General features: G+C 58.9%; 19 protein-coding genes. 3 read left to right on the top strand and 16 right to left on the bottom strand.

Annotated features, from left to right (window positions below; all coding sequences use genetic code 11):
• Positions 1–29 precede the first annotated feature (29 nt).
• Complete coding sequence (gspK, locus tag IV01_RS09280) at positions 30–992, bottom strand: type II secretion system minor pseudopilin GspK (protein ID WP_032629692.1); 963 nt, start codon at positions 990–992, stop codon at positions 30–32.
• A gap of 178 nt (positions 993–1,170) precedes the next feature.
• Here gspK and tatA point away from each other — a divergent pair, with 178 nt between their 5' ends.
• From tatA to tatC, 3 genes are read left to right on the top strand one after another with little or no spacing between them, the layout of a single operon-like run.
• Positions 1,171–1,389 (top strand): twin-arginine translocase TatA/TatE family subunit, encoded by a 219-nt coding sequence (gene tatA, locus IV01_RS09285; RefSeq protein ID WP_032629691.1) that lies wholly within the window; start codon positions 1,171–1,173, stop codon positions 1,387–1,389.
• Positions 1,389–1,679 carry a Sec-independent protein translocase protein TatB gene (gene tatB, locus IV01_RS09290; RefSeq protein ID WP_032629690.1) on the top strand — a complete coding sequence of 97 codons (291 nt, stop codon included), beginning with the start codon at positions 1,389–1,391 and terminating at the stop codon, positions 1,677–1,679. Before tatA ends, tatB begins: the two co-directional genes overlap by 1 nt.
• The gene (tatC, locus tag IV01_RS09295) at positions 1,676–2,434 is read left to right on the top strand and encodes a twin-arginine translocase subunit TatC (RefSeq protein ID WP_032629689.1); all 759 of its coding nucleotides are present in this window, start codon (positions 1,676–1,678) and stop codon (positions 2,432–2,434) included. The genes tatB and tatC overlap by 4 nt, the downstream gene beginning before the upstream one ends.
• A gap of 350 nt (positions 2,435–2,784) precedes the next feature.
• On the opposite strand, the gene lpxC is transcribed toward tatC, so the two are convergent.
• The 15 genes from lpxC to rsmH all read right to left on the bottom strand — a co-directional run bounded on the left by lpxC (position 2,785) and on the right by rsmH (position 20,119).
• On the bottom strand, positions 2,785–3,696 hold the full coding sequence (gene lpxC, locus IV01_RS09300; RefSeq protein WP_032629688.1) for a UDP-3-O-acyl-N-acetylglucosamine deacetylase: 912 nt from the start codon (positions 3,694–3,696) through the stop codon (positions 2,785–2,787).
• Positions 3,697–3,808: 112 nt separating this feature from the next.
• On the bottom strand, positions 3,809–4,999 hold the full coding sequence (gene ftsZ / locus IV01_RS09305) for a cell division protein FtsZ (RefSeq protein WP_032629687.1): 1,191 nt from the start codon (positions 4,997–4,999) through the stop codon (positions 3,809–3,811).
• 71 nt (positions 5,000–5,070) lie between these two features.
• Positions 5,071–6,330 (bottom strand): cell division protein FtsA, encoded by a 1,260-nt coding sequence (gene ftsA / locus IV01_RS09310; protein ID WP_032629686.1) that lies wholly within the window; start codon positions 6,328–6,330, stop codon positions 5,071–5,073.
• A 14-nt stretch (positions 6,331–6,344) separates the two neighbouring features.
• Positions 6,345–7,211, bottom strand: coding sequence for a cell division protein FtsQ/DivIB (locus IV01_RS09315; RefSeq protein WP_032629685.1), 867 nt, complete (start codon positions 7,209–7,211; stop codon positions 6,345–6,347).
• A gap of 3 nt (positions 7,212–7,214) precedes the next feature.
• On the bottom strand, positions 7,215–8,174 hold the full coding sequence (locus IV01_RS09320; RefSeq protein ID WP_032629684.1) for a D-alanine--D-alanine ligase: 960 nt from the start codon (positions 8,172–8,174) through the stop codon (positions 7,215–7,217).
• Positions 8,171–9,631, bottom strand: a complete 1,461-nt coding sequence (gene murC, locus IV01_RS09325) for a UDP-N-acetylmuramate--L-alanine ligase (protein WP_032629683.1) — start codon at positions 9,629–9,631, stop codon at positions 8,171–8,173. The genes IV01_RS09320 and murC overlap by 4 nt, the downstream gene beginning before the upstream one ends.
• The gene (gene murG, locus IV01_RS09330; protein WP_032629681.1) at positions 9,624–10,694 is read right to left on the bottom strand and encodes an undecaprenyldiphospho-muramoylpentapeptide beta-N-acetylglucosaminyltransferase; all 1,071 of its coding nucleotides are present in this window, start codon (positions 10,692–10,694) and stop codon (positions 9,624–9,626) included. Before murG ends, murC begins: the two co-directional genes overlap by 8 nt.
• Complete coding sequence (gene ftsW / locus IV01_RS09335) at positions 10,684–11,898, bottom strand: putative lipid II flippase FtsW (protein ID WP_032629679.1); 1,215 nt, start codon at positions 11,896–11,898, stop codon at positions 10,684–10,686. The genes murG and ftsW overlap by 11 nt, the downstream gene beginning before the upstream one ends.
• The gene (gene murD, locus IV01_RS09340; protein WP_032629676.1) at positions 11,895–13,241 is read right to left on the bottom strand and encodes a UDP-N-acetylmuramoyl-L-alanine--D-glutamate ligase; all 1,347 of its coding nucleotides are present in this window, start codon (positions 13,239–13,241) and stop codon (positions 11,895–11,897) included. The genes ftsW and murD overlap by 4 nt, the downstream gene beginning before the upstream one ends.
• Before the next feature lie 5 nt (positions 13,242–13,246).
• Positions 13,247–14,329 carry a phospho-N-acetylmuramoyl-pentapeptide-transferase gene (mraY, locus tag IV01_RS09345; RefSeq protein ID WP_027900240.1) on the bottom strand — a complete coding sequence of 361 codons (1,083 nt, stop codon included), beginning with the start codon at positions 14,327–14,329 and terminating at the stop codon, positions 13,247–13,249.
• Positions 14,329–15,699, bottom strand: a complete 1,371-nt coding sequence (locus IV01_RS09350; RefSeq protein WP_032629675.1) for a UDP-N-acetylmuramoyl-tripeptide--D-alanyl-D-alanine ligase — start codon at positions 15,697–15,699, stop codon at positions 14,329–14,331. Before IV01_RS09350 ends, mraY begins: the two co-directional genes overlap by 1 nt.
• Positions 15,692–17,155: a UDP-N-acetylmuramoyl-L-alanyl-D-glutamate--2,6-diaminopimelate ligase gene (locus IV01_RS09355; protein WP_032629673.1), complete on the bottom strand. Its 1,464-nt coding sequence runs from the start codon at positions 17,153–17,155 to the stop codon at positions 15,692–15,694. The genes IV01_RS09350 and IV01_RS09355 overlap by 8 nt, the downstream gene beginning before the upstream one ends.
• On the bottom strand, positions 17,155–18,891 hold the full coding sequence (locus IV01_RS09360) for a peptidoglycan D,D-transpeptidase FtsI family protein (protein ID WP_032629672.1): 1,737 nt from the start codon (positions 18,889–18,891) through the stop codon (positions 17,155–17,157). Before IV01_RS09360 ends, IV01_RS09355 begins: the two co-directional genes overlap by 1 nt.
• Positions 18,888–19,181 (bottom strand): cell division protein FtsL, encoded by a 294-nt coding sequence (gene ftsL, locus IV01_RS09365; protein WP_032629670.1) that lies wholly within the window; start codon positions 19,179–19,181, stop codon positions 18,888–18,890. The genes IV01_RS09360 and ftsL overlap by 4 nt, the downstream gene beginning before the upstream one ends.
• On the bottom strand, positions 19,178–20,119 hold the full coding sequence (gene rsmH / locus IV01_RS09370) for a 16S rRNA (cytosine(1402)-N(4))-methyltransferase RsmH (RefSeq protein WP_080290340.1): 942 nt from the start codon (positions 20,117–20,119) through the stop codon (positions 19,178–19,180). The genes ftsL and rsmH overlap by 4 nt, the downstream gene beginning before the upstream one ends.
• Between the last annotated feature and the right edge of the window lie 2 nt (positions 20,120–20,121).

Here is a 20,121-nt window from a genome sequence, read left to right as displayed (position 1 = left end):
CAGGTCCTGCGTTTTTCAGAGACATCAACCTACCTCCCCACCAGCCGCTCGCGAATCACAATCGCCTGAGCCGGCAGTCGGCTGTGCCACTTCACCACTCCCAACGCCTGAATGCGGTATTGACTGCGAAACACTTGATCGTCCAGGTGCACTTCAAGTTGCAGCAGGAAATGGTCGCTGTTGAGCTGCAGGCCTTCACTCAGTTGCGCGAAGGCTTCGTCATCCATGGCACCCATGGCCTGACGCAGGGCACCAGCGTCCGCGTACCCCCCCGCAGGTCGGGCGCTGATCAGACGCGTCAGTTGCGCGCGGCCGATCTTGCCCTCGTACATGGCCTCCAGCAGCGGCAACTCATCCAGGTTCAAAGCATTGGCATTCAGGCGCCAACCCGACGTTTCCGGTAATGCACACAAGCTGCGATGGCGCTGCTCGCGGTCCGGATCAGCCGGCAGCAACAGGTTCAGTTCACTGGTATCAACCATAAGCTGATTGGCGGCCAGCCGAGGCGGTACCAGACGCAGATACTCGTTGTTCTCGGCCCCTTGAGAGCGGCTCTGATGATCAGCATCCAGCCAGTCGGTGAGGCTTTGAGTCAGGCGTTGGGCCGCCATGTCTTCACCCAATAGAAAAGCCAACTGCCTTTGCGCGCGCTCGGCCTCCGGCCCAATCAGACTGTTGACGTTGAAACAGCGATGCAGATCCACAATGCGGATGGTCGCCGTGCCGCCTTTGAAGTCATAGCTCAGGGCCTGACCACGCAACGCTTGCCAGAACAATGGGCTGGCTCGCCATAGCGGATCCTTGAGTGCCTGCCCGGCAAAGGCCAGCGCAGCACTTTCCACCGAGCGGGCCTGCACGCGCTGCTGCAAAAGCCGCACGCCATCGACCTCCTGTCGCCCCTGCTCGACCATCCACGCGAGCCCGGCGGCAAGCATCGCCAGAGCGACCAGCACCATCAGCAATGCCGCGCCTCGTTGTCTGTTGCTGTTCATTTTTCGGCCTGCATAGTCAACCACAGGCGTCAGTCAACACCGCGAATGTTTCAACCAGGTGGCAGGCACTCGAAAAGGTCTCGAAACCTTAACCACCTCGTCACAATCGGCCGCCAAAATGCTTGTTTACCATTTCAAATCAATGATTTGGAAAATCAACAAAACTGGAGAGTGTGTCGTGGGCGGAATCGGAATCTGGCAACTTGTTATCGTGCTGTTGATCGTAATGATGCTATTCGGCACCAAACGCCTGAAAGGACTCGGCGCGGATGTTGGCGATGCGATCAAAGGTTTTCGCACGTCTATGGGCAACGACGAAACCAAGCCCGAAAGCACGCCAAACAGCTGCCTGAAAGATAGCAGCCAGGCAACTACCCATACCGAACATAAACACTGATGTTCGAGATCGGATTCACCGAAATGTTGTTGGTGGGAACGGTCGCCCTGCTGGTACTGGGGCCAGAGCGTTTGCCCAAGGCGGCTAGCACCGCCGGACGCTGGATTGGCCAGTTCAAGCGCGGTTTCAATGGCATCAAGCAACAGATGGAACGCGAGCTGGATGCCGAGCAATTGCGCAAGGAACTGGACCAGCAACCTCTGCGTCAGCTTGAACAGGAGCTTCGCGAGGGCGTAAGGCTGGATGGACCTGCGGCACCAACCGTCGCTTCGGGGCAAACCCAATCATGAGCAGCGTGGAATTCAGCGAACCGCTGAGCGTGTCGGGTCACCTGCGTAAACTTCGATCAGTGCTGGTGCGCAGCATTCTGGTCATCGTTGTGCTGTTCGTCGGACTGTTTCCCTTCGCGCAGAAGATTTACACCTTCATCGCCGCGCCACTGCGGGCATTCCTGCCCGAGGGCGCAACTATGATTGCCACCAGCGTGACCTCGCCACTCATGGCGCCAATCAAGCTGACCATGATGATCGCGTTGTTCCTGGCCATGCCGATGATCCTGCACCAAGTCTGGGGCTTTATCGCGCCAGCGGTATATCGACAGGAGCGCCGCACTGCCATCTGCCTGATGATCGCCAGTGTCTCGCTGTTCTACGGTGGTATGGCGTTCGCCTTCTATCTGGTTTTCCCGATGATGTTCGGTTTCTTCGCCAGCGTGACACCCGACGGCGTGGAAATGATGACCGACATCGGCCTGTATCTGGACTTCATCCTCGCGCTGTTCCTGGCCTTCGGCCTGGCGTTTCAGATCCCGGTGGCAACCTTTCTGATCATTTGGGCGGGCATCACCGATGTTCAAACCCTGAGCAAAAGCCGGCCTTATGTGATTGTCGGCTGCTTTGTGGTGGGCATGCTGCTCACCCCGCCCGACGTCTTTTCCCAGACCATGCTGGCGGTGCCGATGTGGATGCTGTTTGAGCTCGGGTTGCTGGCTAGCCGATCAATTTCCCGTGCCCAGCAGCAGCCAGAGTCAACTCAAATCCTGTAGGAGCCGCCGAAGACTGCGAATCGCGGTGTGCCAGACACGCCGCTTTCGCGGCCTAGCGGTGCTCGCGCGCTCTTATCAAACAACGCGTCCGTCATCGAATAACACAGGCCCGGCAGGACTGCCTTTAGCCGGGAGGGCTGCCTTGCTGACGAAGAAGCTGCATCGGCTGTAGGGGCCTCCTCCCGGCTAAAGCCAGTCCTATGGGATGCGTGTTAGCTCCGCGATAGCGCGTCGTCGAAGACGAGGTGGCACCTCCTACAGGTCCGGCGGACGGCTCCGAATCCAATAAAAAAAGGCCGCCCGGAGGCAGCCTTTAAAAACAACAAAAAGGAAGGAGAGTAAAACTGACCTTACACGGCCGCTACAGGGCGCATGTAAGAAATCGGTGCGGTACTGGCGTCCTCAAACGTCACGACTTCCCAAGCATCAGTCTGCTCGATCAAGGCGCGCAGGAGACGATTGTTCAGTGCATGGCCGGACTTGAAGCCGCGGAACTCACCAATCAGGCTATTGCCCAGCAGGTAGAGGTCACCGATTGCATCCAGAATCTTGTGTTTGACGAATTCGTCCTCGTAACGCAGGCCGTCTTCGTTCAATACGCCATCTTTATCAACCACGATAGCGTTTTCAACGCTGCCGCCGAGTGCGAGGTTGTGCTTGCGCAGGTACTCGATATCACTCATGAACCCGAACGTACGGGCACGGCTGACTTCCTTCACGAAGGAAGTGCTGGAGAAGTCCACGCTGGCGCTTTGTGTGCGATCGCGGAAGACCGGGTGATCGAAATCGATCTCGAAACTGACTTTGAACCCTTCGAAAGGCACGAAAGTAGCGCGTTTACCGCCCTCTTCCACTGAGACTTCCCGCAGGATCCGGATGAATTTCTTCGGCGCGTCCTGTTCTTCCAGGCCTGCCGATTGAATCAGGAATACGAAGGGACCCGCGCTGCCGTCCATGATCGGAACTTCGGAGGCAGAGAGTTCAACGTAGGCGTTATCAATGCCAAGGCCAGCCATGGCCGAAAGCAAGTGTTCGACGGTGTCGACTTTGACATCACCGCTGACCAGCGTGGTCGACAGTGTGGTGTCTCCGACATTTTCCGCACGGGCAGCAATATGCACGACGGGGTCGAGGTCAGCACGAACAAACACGATGCCGGTATCCACAGGCGCAGGCTTGAGGGTCAGGTAGACCTTCTCACCGGAGTGCAGACCGACGCCTGTGGCACGGATAATATTTTTCAGGGTGCGTTGTTTAATCATGGCATTGGCCGCTTCAGCGCAAGTTGCGAACTGGTATCAACAAAGGCTGGCGATAATAGCAGACCCGGCCTTTGCTGAACACCAATCACCCTAATACCCCTGATACATTTCATCAATCGGCCTGACGACGCAGGAAAGCCGGGATGTCCAGGTAATCCAGATCGTCATTAGGATTCATCTTCGCCGCCGCTGTAGCGCCTGCGTGTGCCTGATTGCGCATCACGGTAGGACGATCCAGGTCACGGTAGTTGACCGAAGGCAGTTCCTGACGAGCAGCAGGCTGTTGAGCCTGAGCGGACTGGGAAGTCTGCAGCGTGTTGTCGATAACCTTCATCGGCTTCTCGATTTTCGCGCCAAGGCCTGTTGCAACCACAGTCACGTGCAGCTCGTCGCGCATGTCTGGATCGATAACGGTACCGACCTTGACCATGGCGTGCTCGGAGGCGAACGCTTCGATGATGCTACCCACGTCGGAGTACTCACCCAGGGACAGGTCTGGACCGGCGGTGATGTTAACCAGGATGCCGCGAGCGCCCTGCAGGTTGACGTCTTCAAGCAGCGGGTTGCGAATGGCTGCTTCGGTCGCTTCACGTGCACGGTTCGGACCGCTGGCGCAGCCAGTGCCCATCATCGCCATGCCCATTTCGCTCATCACGGTACGTACGTCAGCGAAGTCGACGTTGATCATGCCAGGACGCTTGATGATGTCGGAGATACCGCGAACGGCACCGGCCAGTACATCGTCAGCCTTGGCGAAAGCCGACAGCAGGCTGGCGTCTTTACCGAGGATGGTCAGCAGCTTCTCGTTAGGGATGGTGATCAACGAGTCGACGCTTTCCGACAGCATGCGGATGCCTTCATCGGCGATCTGCATACGCTTGCGACCTTCGAACGGGAACGGACGAGTCACCACCGCAACGGTGAGAATGCCCATTTCCTTGGCCACTTCAGCAATGATCGGCGCTGCACCGGTACCGGTACCGCCGCCCATGCCAGTGGTGATGAAAACCATATTGGTGCCCTGCAGAACTTCTGCAATGCGCTCACGATCTTCCAGAGCAGCCTGACGGCCGACTTCAGGGTTGGCGCCAGCGCCAAGACCTTTGGTAACACCTGTACCCAGTTGCAGGATGGTGCGCGCGCCGATGTTTTTCAGCGCTTGAGCGTCAGTGTTGGCGCAGATGAATTCCACACCTTCGATGTTGCTCTTGACCATGTGATTAACGGCGTTGCCGCCGCCACCACCAACACCGATAACTTTGATTACCGGGCTTTGCGGGACGTTGTCTACGAGTTCGAACATTTTCCCTCTCCTTTCATTTCTCTAGTTTTTTCCTGCCTGGTGCCCACTACCGCCATCTACCGCTTTGAATCCTAGAAATTGCCCTGAACCCAGCGCTTGAAGCGTTCAAGCACTGGAGCCTTGGGCTCATCTCCGTAGCCACTATTGCTACTGCTGATGCCGGAAAACGAGAAGCCGTCGGACTGCTTTTGCAGGCCGTACAGCAACAAACCGACACCGGTGGAATAGATCGGGTTACGGACAACATCGGCGAGCCCTTTGACGCTATGCGGCACACCAAGGCGCACCGGCATATGGAAGATTTCCTCGGCCAGTTCGACCGCGCCTTCCATTTTCGAGGTACCACCGGTCAGCACGATGCCGGCCGGGATAAGATCTTCGTAGCCACTGCGACGCAGCTCAGCCTGAATCAGGGTGAACAGCTCGTCGTAACGTGGCTCGACCACTTCGGCCAAAGCCTGACGCGACAACTCGCGCGGCGGGCGATCGCCCACGCTTGGCACTTTGATGGTTTCACCGGCGCCGGCCAGTTTGGCCAGGGCGCAGGCGTAGCGAATCTTGATCTCTTCGGCGTATTGCGTTGGGGTACGCAAGGCCATGGCGATATCGTTGGTCACCTGATCACCGGCAATCGGGATCACGGCGGTGTGGCGAATCGCGCCTTCAGTGAATATCGCGATATCAGTGGTGCCGCCGCCGATGTCTACCAGGCACACGCCCAGTTCTTTTTCGTCGTCGGTCAGGACCGAGTAAGCCGAAGCCAACTGCTCCAGAATGATGTCGTCGATTTCCAGACCGCAGCGACGCACGCACTTTTCAATGTTCTGTGCGGCGTTCACCGCGCAGGTCACCACGTGTACTTTGGCTTCCAGACGAACGCCCGACATGCCCAGTGGCTCGCGAACGCCTTCCTGGTTATCGATCACGTAATCCTGCGGCAAGGTGTGCAGCACACGCTGGTCGGCAGGGATGGCAACGGCCTGGGCTGCGTCGAGTACCCGCTCCAGATCCGCCGAGCTGACTTCACGATCACGGATCGCGACGATGCCGTGGGAGTTCAGGCTGCGAATGTGGTTACCCGCCACGCCGACGAAGGCCGAGTGAATACGGCAGCCCGCCATCAGCTGGGCTTCCTCCACTGCGCGCTGGATCGACTGAACGGTGGATTCGATATTCACCACCACGCCCTTCTTCAGGCCGCGGGACGGATGTGTACCGATACCGACGATTTCCAGCGTGCCATCGGCCGCGACTTCGCCTACCAGCGCCACCACCTTGGAGGTGCCGATATCCAAGCCAACGATCATTTTGCCGCTTTGCACGTTTGCCATGGTCCTGCCTCTTATCAATTCTTCGCGACGGCGGGTTTGTCCGTCGGAGGCGCTACCTGCTCGCGCCACCCGACGGCAAGGCCGTTGGAGTAGCGCAGGTCGATGCGCGCAATATTCGTGATCTGGTCTTTAAGCGTTTTGTCGTAAATGGCGATAAAACGGCGCATTTTTTCTACAAGGTGATCGCGTCCCAGCAACAACTCGATGCCGGGACCGGCACTGCCCGCGCCCGTGGTCAAAAACCAGCTGCCACGCTCACGTAATTCCAGTCGTGCGATGGAGAAACCCATAGGGCGCAACATCTGACTCAACACCTGATATTGCTGCATCACCTGCTGCTGGGCCCGTTGTGGACCGAACAACTGCGGCAGATGTTCGTAATTGGCCAGCTCGCGTGGTGTGAATGCTTCGCCCTGGTTATTGAGCAAGGCTTCGTCACCCCAGCGTGCCACTGGCAATTGTTCTTCCAGACGGATCACTACCTGATCCGGCCATACGCGACGTACTTCTGCGTGGGCGATCCACGGCATCTTTTCCAGCTCGCTACGCATGGCAGCGAGATCGATGGTGAAGAAACTTGCCGCCACATAAGGTGCAATACGTTGCTGCATCGCTTGCTGGCTGATGTAACTCAAATCACCCTGCACATTGATCTTGGTAATCGGGCGATCGGCGTACGGCAGCAGACGTTGTGCGCCTTCATACGCGCCAAACCCCAGGGCAACCATCAATACCAGCCAACCCAGTTTCTTGAAGAAACCACCCAACTGCGCCTTCGGCAGACGTGCCGACAGTGGCTCCTTGGCAACCATGCGACTGGCACCACGCGGCACTGGCTTGCGGCCAGGTGCTGGGGGCTGATGACGCGCCGTCGCGTTCATGACTTAGCCTCGCCCCTGGACGCTGTCAGCCAGAATGGCCAACACCAGTTGCTGAAAATCCAGACCCGCCGCACGAGCAGCCATTGGCACCAGACTGTGGTCGGTCATACCCGGCACAGTGTTGACTTCCAGCAGCCAGAACTTGCCATTGGCATCCTGCATGACGTCGGTGCGCGCCCAGCCAGATACTCCAACAGCTTCGCAGGCACGAGCAGTCAGTTGTTTGAGTTCATGTTCCTTGGTGTCATCGAGCCCGCACGGAATCCGATACTGAGTATCGTCAGCCACGTACTTGGCGTCGTAGTCGTAAAAAGTGTGAGGGGTGCCCAGGCCGATGGGAGGCAAAACCTGGCCACGCAGCGAAGCGATGGTGAACTCGGGACCTTGAATCCATTGCTCAACCAAAACTTGCGAATCGTAGGTACTGGCGGCTTTCCAGGCGACGATCAATTCTTCGACGCTGGTCACCTTGGCCATACCGATACTGGAACCTTCATGAGCCGGTTTGACGATCAAAGGAAGGCCCAGTTCCGCAACTGCAGAAATACAATCGGATTCGCTGCCAAGCACAGCGTGCGAAGGCGTCGACAGGCCCAGGCTCTGCCAGACTTGCTTGGTGCGCAACTTGTCCATCGCCAGCGCAGAAGCCAGGACGCCGCTACCCGTGTAGGGGATTTCCAGACACTCCAACAGGCCCTGCATGGTGCCGTCTTCGCCGCCTCGGCCGTGCAGAACAATGAACGCACGATCAATTTTTTCGCTGACCAGACGCTGCAGGAAATCCTCGCCAACATCGATCCCGAAAGCATCGACGCCTGCACTTTGCAACGCCTCAAGCACAGCCTGACCGGACTTCAGCGAAACCGGGCGCTCGGCGCTCTTGCCACCGAACAGTACGGCTACGCGGCCGAAGTCTTTCGGCTCGACGGTGGAGCGCAGGAGTGATTGCAGGATCGCAGTCATTTCAGCTTCCCTTCAGTCGGGGCGATGACAGCGCCAGCAAACAAGGGACTTTTCAGCAGTTGCGGAGCGAGCCCGCCAATGTCGCCGGCACCCTGGCACAGCAGGATGTCGCCAGGACGCAGCAGCGGCTTGACCAGCGGGGCCAACTCGACACCGCGCTCGATGTAGATCGGATCCAGCTGACCGCGCTGACGAATGCTATGGCACAGGTTGCGGCTATCAGCCCCTGGTATTGGCTCTTCGCCCGCCGGATAAACTTCCATCAGCAACAGAACGTTGGCTTCGGTGAGGACCTGCACGAAATCATCGTAGAGGTCGCGAGTGCGGCTGAAACGGTGCGGCTGGTAAACCATTACCAGTCGACGATCAGGCCAGCCGCCGCGCACTGCATTGATCACGGCTGCAACTTCCCGAGGGTGGTGACCGTAGTCATCGACCAGCATGACGTTGCCGCCTTCAACCGGCAGCTCGCCATACACCTGGAAGCGACGACCCACACCCTGGAAGCCGGACAGGCCTTGAACGATGGCCTCGTCGCTGACGCCTTCATCGGTGGCAATCGCAATGGTCGCCAGGGAGTTGAGCACGTTGTGGTTGCCCGGCATGTTGACCGACACATCCAGCGGCTCACGATCACGACGCAACACTGTGAAGAACGTCACCATCCCGGCCTGGCGCACATTGATCGCGCGCACATCAGCGGTCTCGCTGAAGCCATAGGTCACTGTCGGACGTTTGACCTGGGGCAGGATTTCCCGCACCACAGGATCATCGATGCACACCACGGCCAGACCGTAGAACGGCAGGTTATGCAGGAACTCGACGAAGGTTTTCTTCAGTTTGTTGAAGTCGCCTTCGTAGGTCGCCATGTGATCGGCGTCGATGTTGGTCACGACGGCGACCAGCGGCTGCAAATGCAGGAAGCTGGCATCGCTCTCATCGGCCTCGGCGATCAGATAACGGCTGGTACCCAACTGCGCGTTGGTGCCCGCCGCATTGAGCCGGCCGCCAATCACGAAGGTTGGGTCCAGACCGCCGGCAGCAAATACCGACGCGATCAGGCTGGTCGTAGTGGTTTTACCGTGGGTGCCGGCGACCGCAATGCCGTGGCGATAGCGCATCAATTCGGCGAGCATTTCCGCACGCGGCACGACCGGAATACGACGCTCAAGGGCCGTCGCAACTTCCGGGTTGGAGGTGTTCACGGCACTGGAAACCACCAGCACGTCAGCACCGACAGTGTTCTCCGCGCGGTGGCCGATGAAGATATGCGCACCGAAGGACTCCAGACGCTCGGTCACCGGGGATGCCTTGAGGTCGGAGCCGGACACTTCATAGCCCAGGTTCAACAACACTTCAGCAATCCCGCACATGCCCACGCCGCCGATACCGACGAAGTGGATGCGACGGATACGGCGCATTTCCGGCTGTGGCATCGCGCGTTGATTCTCAACCATGAGCCACCTCCAGGCAGATATTCACAACAGTGTTGGTTGCATCAGGCTTGGCTAACCGGCGGGCGGTACGAGCCATGGTGTTGAGTTGTTCGGGTTGCATCAAAACCTCTGTCAGGCGCGCCGCCATCTCGGCTGCGCCAGTTGTCGCTTGTGGCATGACGAAGGCAGCACCTTCGTGGGCCAGATAGTCGGCGTTACGGGACTGGTGGTCGTCGATCGCATGGGGCAACGGCACCAACAGCGACGGCAGCCCGGCCGCCGCCAGCTCGCTGATGGTCAACGCGCCTGCGCGACAGACCACCAGATCGGCCCAGCTATATGCTTGAGCCATGTCTTTGATGAACGGAGCGACCTGCGCTTCGACGCCAGCAGCGCGGTAGCGCTCGGAGGTAATTTCATCGTGATTCTTGCCCGCCTGATGGAACACTTCAGGGCGAAGCTGCGCAGGCACCTGAGCAAGGGCCTCCGGCAATAATTTGTTCAACGGTTCAGCACCCAGGCTGCCGCCCAACACCAGCAGTCGCGCCTTTCGCCCGGCCAGTGCCTGACGCGGGGTCTCCAGGAACAGCTCGACACGCACCGGGTTACCCGTGGTGCGGCGCTTGTCAGATGCGGCGAACGTATTCGGGAAAGCTTCGCACACCCGACTGGCGAATGAAGCCAGGCTGCGATTGGCGGTACCGGCCACGGCGTTCTGTTCGTGAATGATCAACGGCACCTTGCCGAGTTTCGCAGCAAGGCCGCCAGGACCCGTCACGTAACCCCCGAAACCCACTACGCAAACCGGCTTGATCTCACGGACAATCCGGCGTGCCTGCATCAACGCCTTGAGCAACATCAGCGGCGCCTTGAGCAACGACAAACGCCCCTTGCCACGCAGGCCGGTAACGTTGATCAGATGCAAGGCAAAACCCGCCTGCGGAACCAGTTCGTTCTCAATCCCGCGCGGGGTGCCGAGCCAGTGCACTTTATAGCCGCGCGCCTGAAACTCACGGGCACACGCCAGCGCCGGGAATACGTGCCCACCGGTGCCGCCGGCCATGATCAGCACGTTATCGTCCATGTTTAGGCTCCTCGGCGAAGTCACTTTCATTGAACTCGGCTTCTTCGCTGCCCATGTTATTGCGCGACTCCCACTCGATACGCAGCAGCAGACCCAGGCTGGCGCAGCAGATAACCAGCGAGCTGCCGCCATAGCTGAGGAACGGCAAGGTCAAACCTTTGGTTGGCAGCAAACCGACGTTCACGCCGATGTTGATCAGGAACTGGCCAATCCAAAGGAACGCCAGACCGTAGGCCACATAAGCCCCAAAGAATTGCTTGGCGCGCTCGGCCCACATGCCGATGTACATCGCGCGGATACTGACGAACACGAACAGGCCGACTGTCAGCAAGGAGCCAACGACACCCAGCTCTTCAGCCAGCACAGAGAAAACGAAGTCAGTGTGGGCTTCAGGCAGATAGAACTGCTTCTGCACGCTATTGCCCAGGCCAACGCCCAGCCACTCGCCGCGACCGAAGGCGATCAGCGCCTGGGTCAACTGATAGCCAGAACCGAATTGATCGGACCACGGGTCGGTAAAGGTGATCAGACGAGCCATCCGATACGGCTGCGCCTGAACCAGCACGAACACCGCGCCGACCGCCAGTGCAACCATCAGGCTGAAACGGAACAGGCCGACGCCGCCCAGGAACAGCATCGCCGCCGCTGCGCCCATCATCACGACAGTGGCACCAAAGTCCGGCTCCATCAGCAGCAGGCCCGCCATAGGGAGCAGCACGATGAACGGTTTGAAGAATCCCATCCAGCTTTCACGAACTTCTGTCTGCCGGCGAATCAGGTAACCCGCGAGGAAAATAACCACGAATACTTTGGCGATTTCCGAAGGCTGAACGTTGAATGCGCCGAAACCGATCCAGCGCATGGAGCCGTTCACCTCGCGCCCGACCCCAGGTATCAGCACCATGATCAGCAGGCCGAAGGCACCCAGCAGCATCATCCAGCCCAAACGCTGCCAGGTGGCGACCGGGATCAACATGGTCACGCCGCAGGCACCGATGCCAATGATCATGTAGATCAAGTGACGGGTCATCATGTACAGGGTGTTGCCGGAATTCACCGCAGCGACTTCCGAAGAAGCCGAGGTGATCATCACCAGGCCCAGGCCCAACAGGGCGAGGCAACCGGCGAGCATCGGGAAATCCACATCAATGCCGCGCCCACTGATCAGTGGCGACGGGTAAGGCTTGATCACGCCGAAGATCATGACAAGTCCCCCACGGCTTGCGCGAACAGACGACCGCGCTCTTCGTAGTTTTTGAACATGTCGAAACTGGCGCAGGCCGGAGACAACAGCACCGCATCGCCCGCCTGAGCAATCTCGGCGCAGCGCTTCACGGCTTCATCAAGGGTCGCAACCCGGATCTGCGGAACATCGTCGCCCAACGCTTGCGCAATCAACTCGGCATCACGGCCGATCAACACCACGGCGCGGCAATGGGCAGCTACCGGGGCACGCAGGCCGCTGAAGTCAGCACCTTTGCCATCCCCACCGGCGATCAGCACCAGCTTGCCAGGGATGTCAGCACCCAAGCCTTCAATCGCGGCAAGAGCTGCGCCGACGTTGGTTGCCTTGGAGTCGTCGTAATAGCTAACGCCCTCACGTTCGCGCAGCCACTGGCAGCGATGCTCAAGCCCACCGAAATTACGCAGGCTATTGAGCATTGAGTCCATTGGCAGGCCTACAGCGTGCCCAAGGGCGAGTGCGGCGAGGGCGTTGGCCTGATTGTGGGCGCCACGGATTTTCAGTTCGCGCACGGGCATCAGGTTGTCGAACTGGAACGCGAGGTACTTTTCGCCATTCTCTTCGCGCAAACCGAAGCCGTGGAAATCGGGTTTGTTCAGGCCAAACGTCCAGCACGGCAGACCTTCACCTATCAATGGGCGGGTCAGGACATCCTGACGATTGACCACAACCTGACGCGCGCCACGGAATACCCGGTGCTTGGCCAGATGGTAAGCAGGCAGGCCGCTGTAGCGGTCCATGTGGTCTTCACTGATGTTCAGCACGGTCGCGACTTCGGCGCCCAACTGATCGGTGGTTTCCAGCTGAAAACTGGAAAGCTCCATGACATACAGTTCGACATCATCGCTGAGTAGATCCAGCGCCGGGGTGCCGAGATTGCCGCCCACCGCAACGCGTTTACCCGCATCCGCAGCCATCTCACCTACCAATGTGGTGACAGTGCTTTTCGCATTGGAGCCAGTGATGGCAACGATCGGCGCCTTCGCGTAGCGCGCGAACAATTCGATATCGCCGGACAGCTTCACGCCACGGGCAGCCGCTTGCTGCAACGCCGGAGTGGCAATGGCCAGACCCGGGCTCACATAGAGCTCATCAGCGCGGCACAGGAATTCGACGTCCAGTTCGCCACAACGCACATCCACCTGCGGATACTCGCGACGCAAGGTCTCCAGTTCCGGGGGATTTTCCCGCGTATCAGCCACAGCAAACGACACGCCCCGGTTCGCCAGGAAGCGAACCAGGGACATGCCGCTCTTGCCGAGGCCGACAACGATGCGGAAATGGTCTGAAGCGATAAGAGACACTCGTTCTACCTCAGTTTCAGCGTGGCAAGGCCGATCAACACGAGAATCACGGTGATGATCCAGAAACGGACGATCACGCGCGGCTCGGGCCAGCCCTTGAGTTCAAAGTGGTGGTGGATCGGCGCCATGCGGAATACGCGGCGGCCGGTCAACTTAAACGATGCGACCTGAATGACGACTGACAGGGTTTCCATCACGAACACACCGCCCATGATGAACAGGACGATTTCCTGACGAACGATGACAGCGATGGTGCCCAGTGCAGCACCCAGCGCCAGCGCGCCGACGTCGCCCATGAAGACCTGGGCCGGATAGGTGTTGAACCACAGGAATCCCAACCCGGCACCGATCAAGGCACCGCAGAACACAATCAGTTCGCCAGCGCCCGGCACATACGGAATCAGCAGGTATTCAGCGAATTTCACGTTACCCGACAGGTAGCAGAAGATGCCAAGCGCACCGCCCACCAGTACCGTTGGCAGAATCGCCAGGCCGTCCAGGCCGTCAGTCAGGTTGACTGCGTTGCTGGAGCCGACAATCACGAAGTAGGTCAGCACGATGAAGCCGATGCCCAGCGCGATGCTCGCGTCCTTGAACATCGGGATGATCAAAGTGGTTTCAACGGCAGAAGGCGCGGTGACATAAAGGAAGATCGCCGCGCACAAGCCGAACACCGACTGCCAGAAATATTTCCAGCGACTCGGCAGGCCTTTCGAATTCTTTTCGATAACCTTGCGATAGTCATCAACCCAACCAATACCGCCGAACAACAAGGTCACCAGCAGAACAACCCAGACATAACGGTTGCTCAGGTCAGCCCAGAGCAAGGTGCTGATGCCGATGGAGGACAGAATCAACGCACCGCCCATAGTCGGGGTACCGGACTTGGACAGGTGCGATTGAGGCCCGTCGTTACGCACGGACTGGCCAATCTGACGCATCTGCAAGGCACGGATCATCCACGGCCCAAGGCACAGGGAAAGCGACAATGCCGTAAGCACGCCGAGAATCCCGCGCAAAGTCAGGTATTGAAAGACTGCGAAGCCTTTGTGGAACTGTTGTAGAAATTCGGCCAACAGCAGCAGCATTAATGTTTCTCCAGGCTGGAACCGCATAGGGCGGCCACGATGTTTTCCATCGCAGCGCTACGCGAACCCTTGATCAAAATAGTGGTGTTCGGATCCTGCTCGGCGCCCAGCGCAGCGATCAGGTCGGTCTGATTTGCAAAATGACGCGCATGCTCGCCGAAGGCATTGACAGCGTGGGCCATCAGCGGACCAACGGCGTAAAGGGCTGACACTTTGCCGGCAGCGTAGGCCCCTACGTCGCGGTGACCTTGTTCTGCCCAATCACCCAGCTCGCCTATATCGCCCAGCACCAGAACAGTCCGCCCGGTAAAACCGGTGAGGATGTCTACTGCGGCGTTCACGGAAGTGGGGTTGGCATTGTAGGTGTCGTCAATCACCCGCAATCCATTGAGCGCGAGCTGCGCGACGGTCCGGCCTTTGACTGGCTGAACGGCATTCAGTCCGGACACGATGCCATCCAACGTGACACCCAGCGCATGAGCCGCGGCGGCGGCGGCCAGGGCGTTGCCGACGTTATGAGCCCCAAGCAAACTCAACTGCACAGCAGCCGAACCTGATGGGCTGCAAAGCATGAATCCTGGGCAGCCACGGGCATCACGCGCCAGGTCTCGAGCGTGGAAGTCAGCACTTTGATCGGCGATGGCAAAGCTCACCACCTGACGCTCTCCCGCGCGGGCTTTCCAGACAGGGAACGCCTTGTCTTCTCTATTGAGCACAGCAACCCCGGAAATATCGAGGCCTTCAAGGATTTCGCCCTTGGCTTCTACGATCTTGTCCGGCCCGCCGAACTCGCCCACATGAGCAGTGCCCGCGTTGGTGATCACGGCGACATGAGGTTTGGTCAGGCTGACGGTGAAAGCGATTTCCCCGATGCGGGAAGCGCCCAGTTCGATGACGGCAGCTGCGTAGTCCGGTGCCAGCTCAAGAAGCGTAAGAGGCACACCCAGTTCATTATTCAGATTGCCTTTGGTCGCAAGCACTGCACCACGGGTGCGCATGATGCTGGCGAGCATTTCCTTGACGGTGGTCTTGCCGCTGGAGCCGGTGATGGCTGCCACAGGCTTGTCTACAAAGGCGTTGCGGTTGATCGCGCCGAGCTGGGCAAGCGCCTTGCGAGTATCCAGCACCACCAGTTGCGGCAGCGACGAGCCCGGCACTTCACGCTCAACCAAAGCACCCACCGCACCTTTGGTGGCAACCTGATCGAGATAATCATGGCCGTCGAAGCGCGGGCCTGTCAGCGCCACAAACAATTGCCCTGGCACAATGGCACGACTGTCGATACTCACGCCGTCGAAGGTGCAATCGGCACCGATCAATCGCGCGTCGAGAATAGTCATCAGTTCGCTGAAGGACAACGGCTTAAACATCTGCCACCTCCCATGCGGCCAGGGCTTTCGCTGCCTCTTCCAGATCGGAGAACGGCTGTCGCTGACCGTTGACCTCCTGATAATCCTCGTGACCTTTGCCCGCCAGCACGACCACATCGTTAGCCGAGGCGCTGGTGATGATTTCGGCAATGGCCTGACCACGACCTTCGACGAAACGCACGTTCTGAGGAGCGCTGAAGCCTTCGCGAATGTCATCGAAAATCTTCGCCGGGACTTCGCTGCGCGGGTTGTCGTCGGTGACCAGCACGCCGTCAGCAAGCCGTTCAACCACTTCAGCCATCAACGGACGCTTGCCGCGATCACGATCGCCGCCGCAACCAAACAGGCACAGCAGGCGGCCTTTGGCGTGGGGGCGCAAAGCGGTGAGTACTTTTTCCAGCGCATCAGGGGTATGGGCGTAATCGACAACCACCAACGGCTTGGCACCGCCACCCAAGCGCTGCATACGTCCAACCGGGCCTTCCAGCTGCGGCAGGACTTTCAGAATTTCGTCCAGCGCATAATCCAGGCCCAACAGGGCACCGACGGCCGCAAGAACATTGCTCAGATTGAAGCGTCCCAGCAGGCTGCTGCGAAGCAGATGCTGACCTTGTGGAGTCACCAAGGTGGCACGCACGCCTTCATCGCCAAACTGAGCATCGCGGCAATACAGGTAAGCGCTGGAATCCTCGAGGCTATAAGTGATAAGCCGGGACTCGCGCTTCTCGGCGGCCAGGGTACGACCGAACTCGTCGTCAATGTTGATCACCCGGCAACGCAGCTCGGACCACGCAAACAGCTTAGCCTTGGCCTCGCCATAAGCCTGCATGGTGCCGTGATAATCCAGATGATCGCGGGACAGATTGGTCAGCACCGCCACATCGAATGCCAATGCGGTAGCGCGCCCTTGATCCAGCCCGTGGGACGAGACTTCCATGGCCACGGCGCGGGCACCGGCTTTTTTCAAGTCAGTCAGGGTCGCCTGCACGGCGATAGGATCCGGCGTGGTATGGCGACCGCTTTGCAGGGAACCATAGAAACCGGTGCCCAGCGTACCGACGATGCCGCAATGCTGGCCAAGCAGATCCAGTGCCTGCGCAACCAGTTGGGTCACGCTGGTTTTACCGTTGGTGCCGGTGACGCCGACCAGATTCAGGCTGCGGCTAGGATCACCATAAAAGCGCCCGGCGATATCCGACAACTGTGCAGCGAGGCCCTTGACCGGAATCAGTGGAACGTCAGTGATCGGCAGCACCTTGGCGCCTTCGACTTCGTACGCGACCGCAGCAGCGCCGCGCTTCAAGGCATCGGCGATATGATCGCGACCATCGAAGTTGGCACCCGGCACCGCGAGAAACAGATCGCCGCCCCGGACATTACGACTGTCCAGGGTCAGTTCGCGAATCATCAGATCGCTGGAGGCGTGGGCGAAAATCTTGTTCAGGCTGGACGACATTAACCACGCCCTCCTTTGACGACCGGCGCCACATTGACTTGCTCTTGTGGCGTTGGGGCGAGGTTATCCGGGGTGACGTTCATCAGACGCAAGGTCCCGGACATCACTTTGCTGAAAACAGGGGCAGAAACCAGACCGCCGTAATAGCCGCCTTTGCTCGGCTCGTCGATCACCACAACGATGGCGTAGCGCGGATTGCTCATCGGACCGAAGCCCGCGAACAACGAGCGATAGGAGTTTTCGGCGTAGCCTTTGGTGCCCACCGAAGTCTTACGCGCGGTACCGCTCTTGCCAGCGACGTGATAGGACGGCACACGGGCGCGATACACACCGCGCGAATCTTCGATCACGGCCTGCAACATGGTCTGCAGGGTCTTGGCAGTTTTCTCCGGGATGGCCTGAACCGAGGTTGGCGGCGCATCGCTTTTCAGAATCGTCAACGGCACGATCTTGCCGTTATTGGCCAGGGCCGCATAAGCGTGAACCAGCTGCAACGCGGTCACCGACAGGCCATAGCCGTAGGACAGGGTTGCAGTCTCGGCTTTACGCCATTCACGGTAATTCGGCAGGTTGCCAACGCGCTCGCCCGGGAAACCCAGACCGGTGTATTGGCCCAGACCGACGCGCTGCATCGCCTGGAAAATCGCCTCGCCGCCCACATCGAAGGCAACCTTGCTCATGCCCACGTTACTGGAGTTGATCAGAATGCCGGTGAGGTCGAGGATCGGCCCTTCGGTCTTGGTCACGTCCCGAATGGTGTATTTGCCGATTTGCAGCGTGCCGGGATAAACCTCGACCTTGTCGGTGGGTTTCCAGCGACCACTGTCCAGCGCAGCCGTCATGGAGATCGGCTTCATGGTCGAGCCTGGCTCGAATACATCGATGATTGCCCGGTTACGCATGGCGGCAGGCACCATGGTCCGGCGGTTATTCGGGTTGTAAGTCGGCGAGTTGACCATCGCCAGCACTTCGCCGGTCTTGACGTCCATGATCACCATGCTGCCAGCTTTGGCTTCGTTCTCGACGATAGCGTTACGCAGCTCGCGAGTGGCCAGGTATTGCAGGCGCAAATCAATAGACAAAGCCAAGGTCTTTCCAGCCTTGGCGTTTTTGGTGACCTGAACGTCTTTGATAAGTCGCCCGCGACGATCCTTGATAACCTGCCTTTTGCCCGGCACGCCGGCAAGCCAGTCATCGTAGGCCAGCTCTACACCTTCGCGACCGTGATCGTCGAGGTCGGTAAAGCCCACCATGTGCGCAGTGACATCACCTGCCGGATAGAAGCGGCGGAATTCTTCGATGCCGTAGACGCCTGGCACTTTCAGGTCCAGAACTGCCTGACCGTGCTCAGGGGTAAGGCCGCGCACCAGATAGATGAATTCTTTACCAGCCTGAGCTTCCAGACGTTCGGCCAGCGCCTTCGGATCCTGGCCGATGGAAGTGGCCAGAGCAGCCCATTTGCTCTTGTCCTGCTGCATTTCTTTCGGGTTGGCCCACAGCGTGGTGACCGGCGTACTGACGGCCAACGGCTCGCCGTTACGGTCGGTAATCAGGCCTCGGTGCGCAGGAATAGGGATATGCCGCAAGCTGCGTGCATCGCCCTGCTCCTTGAGGAAGGTATGGTCAACTACTTGTAGATCGATGATCCGCCAGCAGATGGCAGCCACCAGAATCATCAGCAAACCGACGACAACCCGGAAACGCCACGGATACAGCGCCCCTTCAAGCTTCATCATGGCGCCACCATACGAACTTCGGCGGCGCTCGGGATGCGCATTTTCAGCTGTTCGGAGGCCAGTTGCTCGATACGGCTGTGGGCTGTCCAAGTGCTTTGCTCAAGGATGAGGCGACCCCATTCGGCCTGGGCCTTGTCCCGCACACTCAGCTCCGAATAAAGGGAGTTGAGCAACTGACGATTCCAGTGAGCGCTGTAGGAAACACCAATCGCTGAAACGAGCACAGCCACAAACAGCAGCAGCATAATGAAGCTGCCGCCGGGCAATGGTTTTAGGAAAAGCCGGCTCACCTGAGCTTCTCCGCTACACGCATGACTGCACTGCGTGAACGTGGGTTGGCCTTGGTCTCGACGTCGGAGGCGAATTGCGCCTTGCCGTGGATTCTGATTTTCGGGTCAAACGCCTTGTACTGAATCGGCAGGTTGCGCGGCATGTTGTCCGCTTCACCCTTGGCCAGCTTGCGCATGAACAGTTTGACAATGCGGTCTTCAAGGGAATGAAAGCTGATCACCACCAGACGGCCGCCGATTTCCAAGGCCTCAAGCGCTGCTTCCAGACCTGCTTCCAGATCGCCCAGCTCGTTGTTGACGTGGATGCGCAGGCCCTGAAATGCACGGGTCGCAGGGTTCTTGCCCTTTTCCCACGCAGGGTTGGCGACCTTGAGCACTTCGGCCAGATCAGCGGTACGCTCGAAAGGCTGTATTTCGCGACGCGCGACGACCGCAGCTGCCATGCGTTTGGCGAAACGCTCTTCGCCGTATTCTTTGAAGACTCGGGCGATTTCTTCGACCGGGGCGGTGGCAATGAACTCTGCAGCACTGACGCCGCGGCTTGGGTCCATGCGCATGTCCAACGGGCCGTCATTCATGAAACTGAAGCCGCGTTCCGGGTCATCCAGCTGCGGTGAAGAGACACCCAGATCAAGCAGAATCCCGTTGACCTTGCCCGCAATTCCGCGCGTTTGAGCCTCCGAGCCCAACTCGGCGAAGCTGCGTTGCACAATGACAAAGCGGCCGTCTTCGGCCGCTAGCGTTTGCCCGGTGGCAATTGCTTGAGGATCCTTATCGAAACCTAGCAATCGGCCATCAGGACCAAGCTTCTGTAATATAAGTCGGCTATGGCCGCCGCGCCCAAATGTCCCGTCCATATAGCAGCCATCAGCGCGCACCGCGAGAGCCTCTACGGCTTCTTCGAGCAGTACGGTGATGTGGGTAAAGCTGCTAGTCATAG

The organism is Pseudomonas syringae, from assembly GCF_000737245.1.
GTDB lineage: Bacteria > Pseudomonadota > Gammaproteobacteria > Pseudomonadales > Pseudomonadaceae > Aquipseudomonas > Aquipseudomonas syringae_J.
The sequence above is the reverse complement of the archived record's forward strand: the minus strand, read 5'-3'. Positions and strand labels throughout refer to the sequence as shown.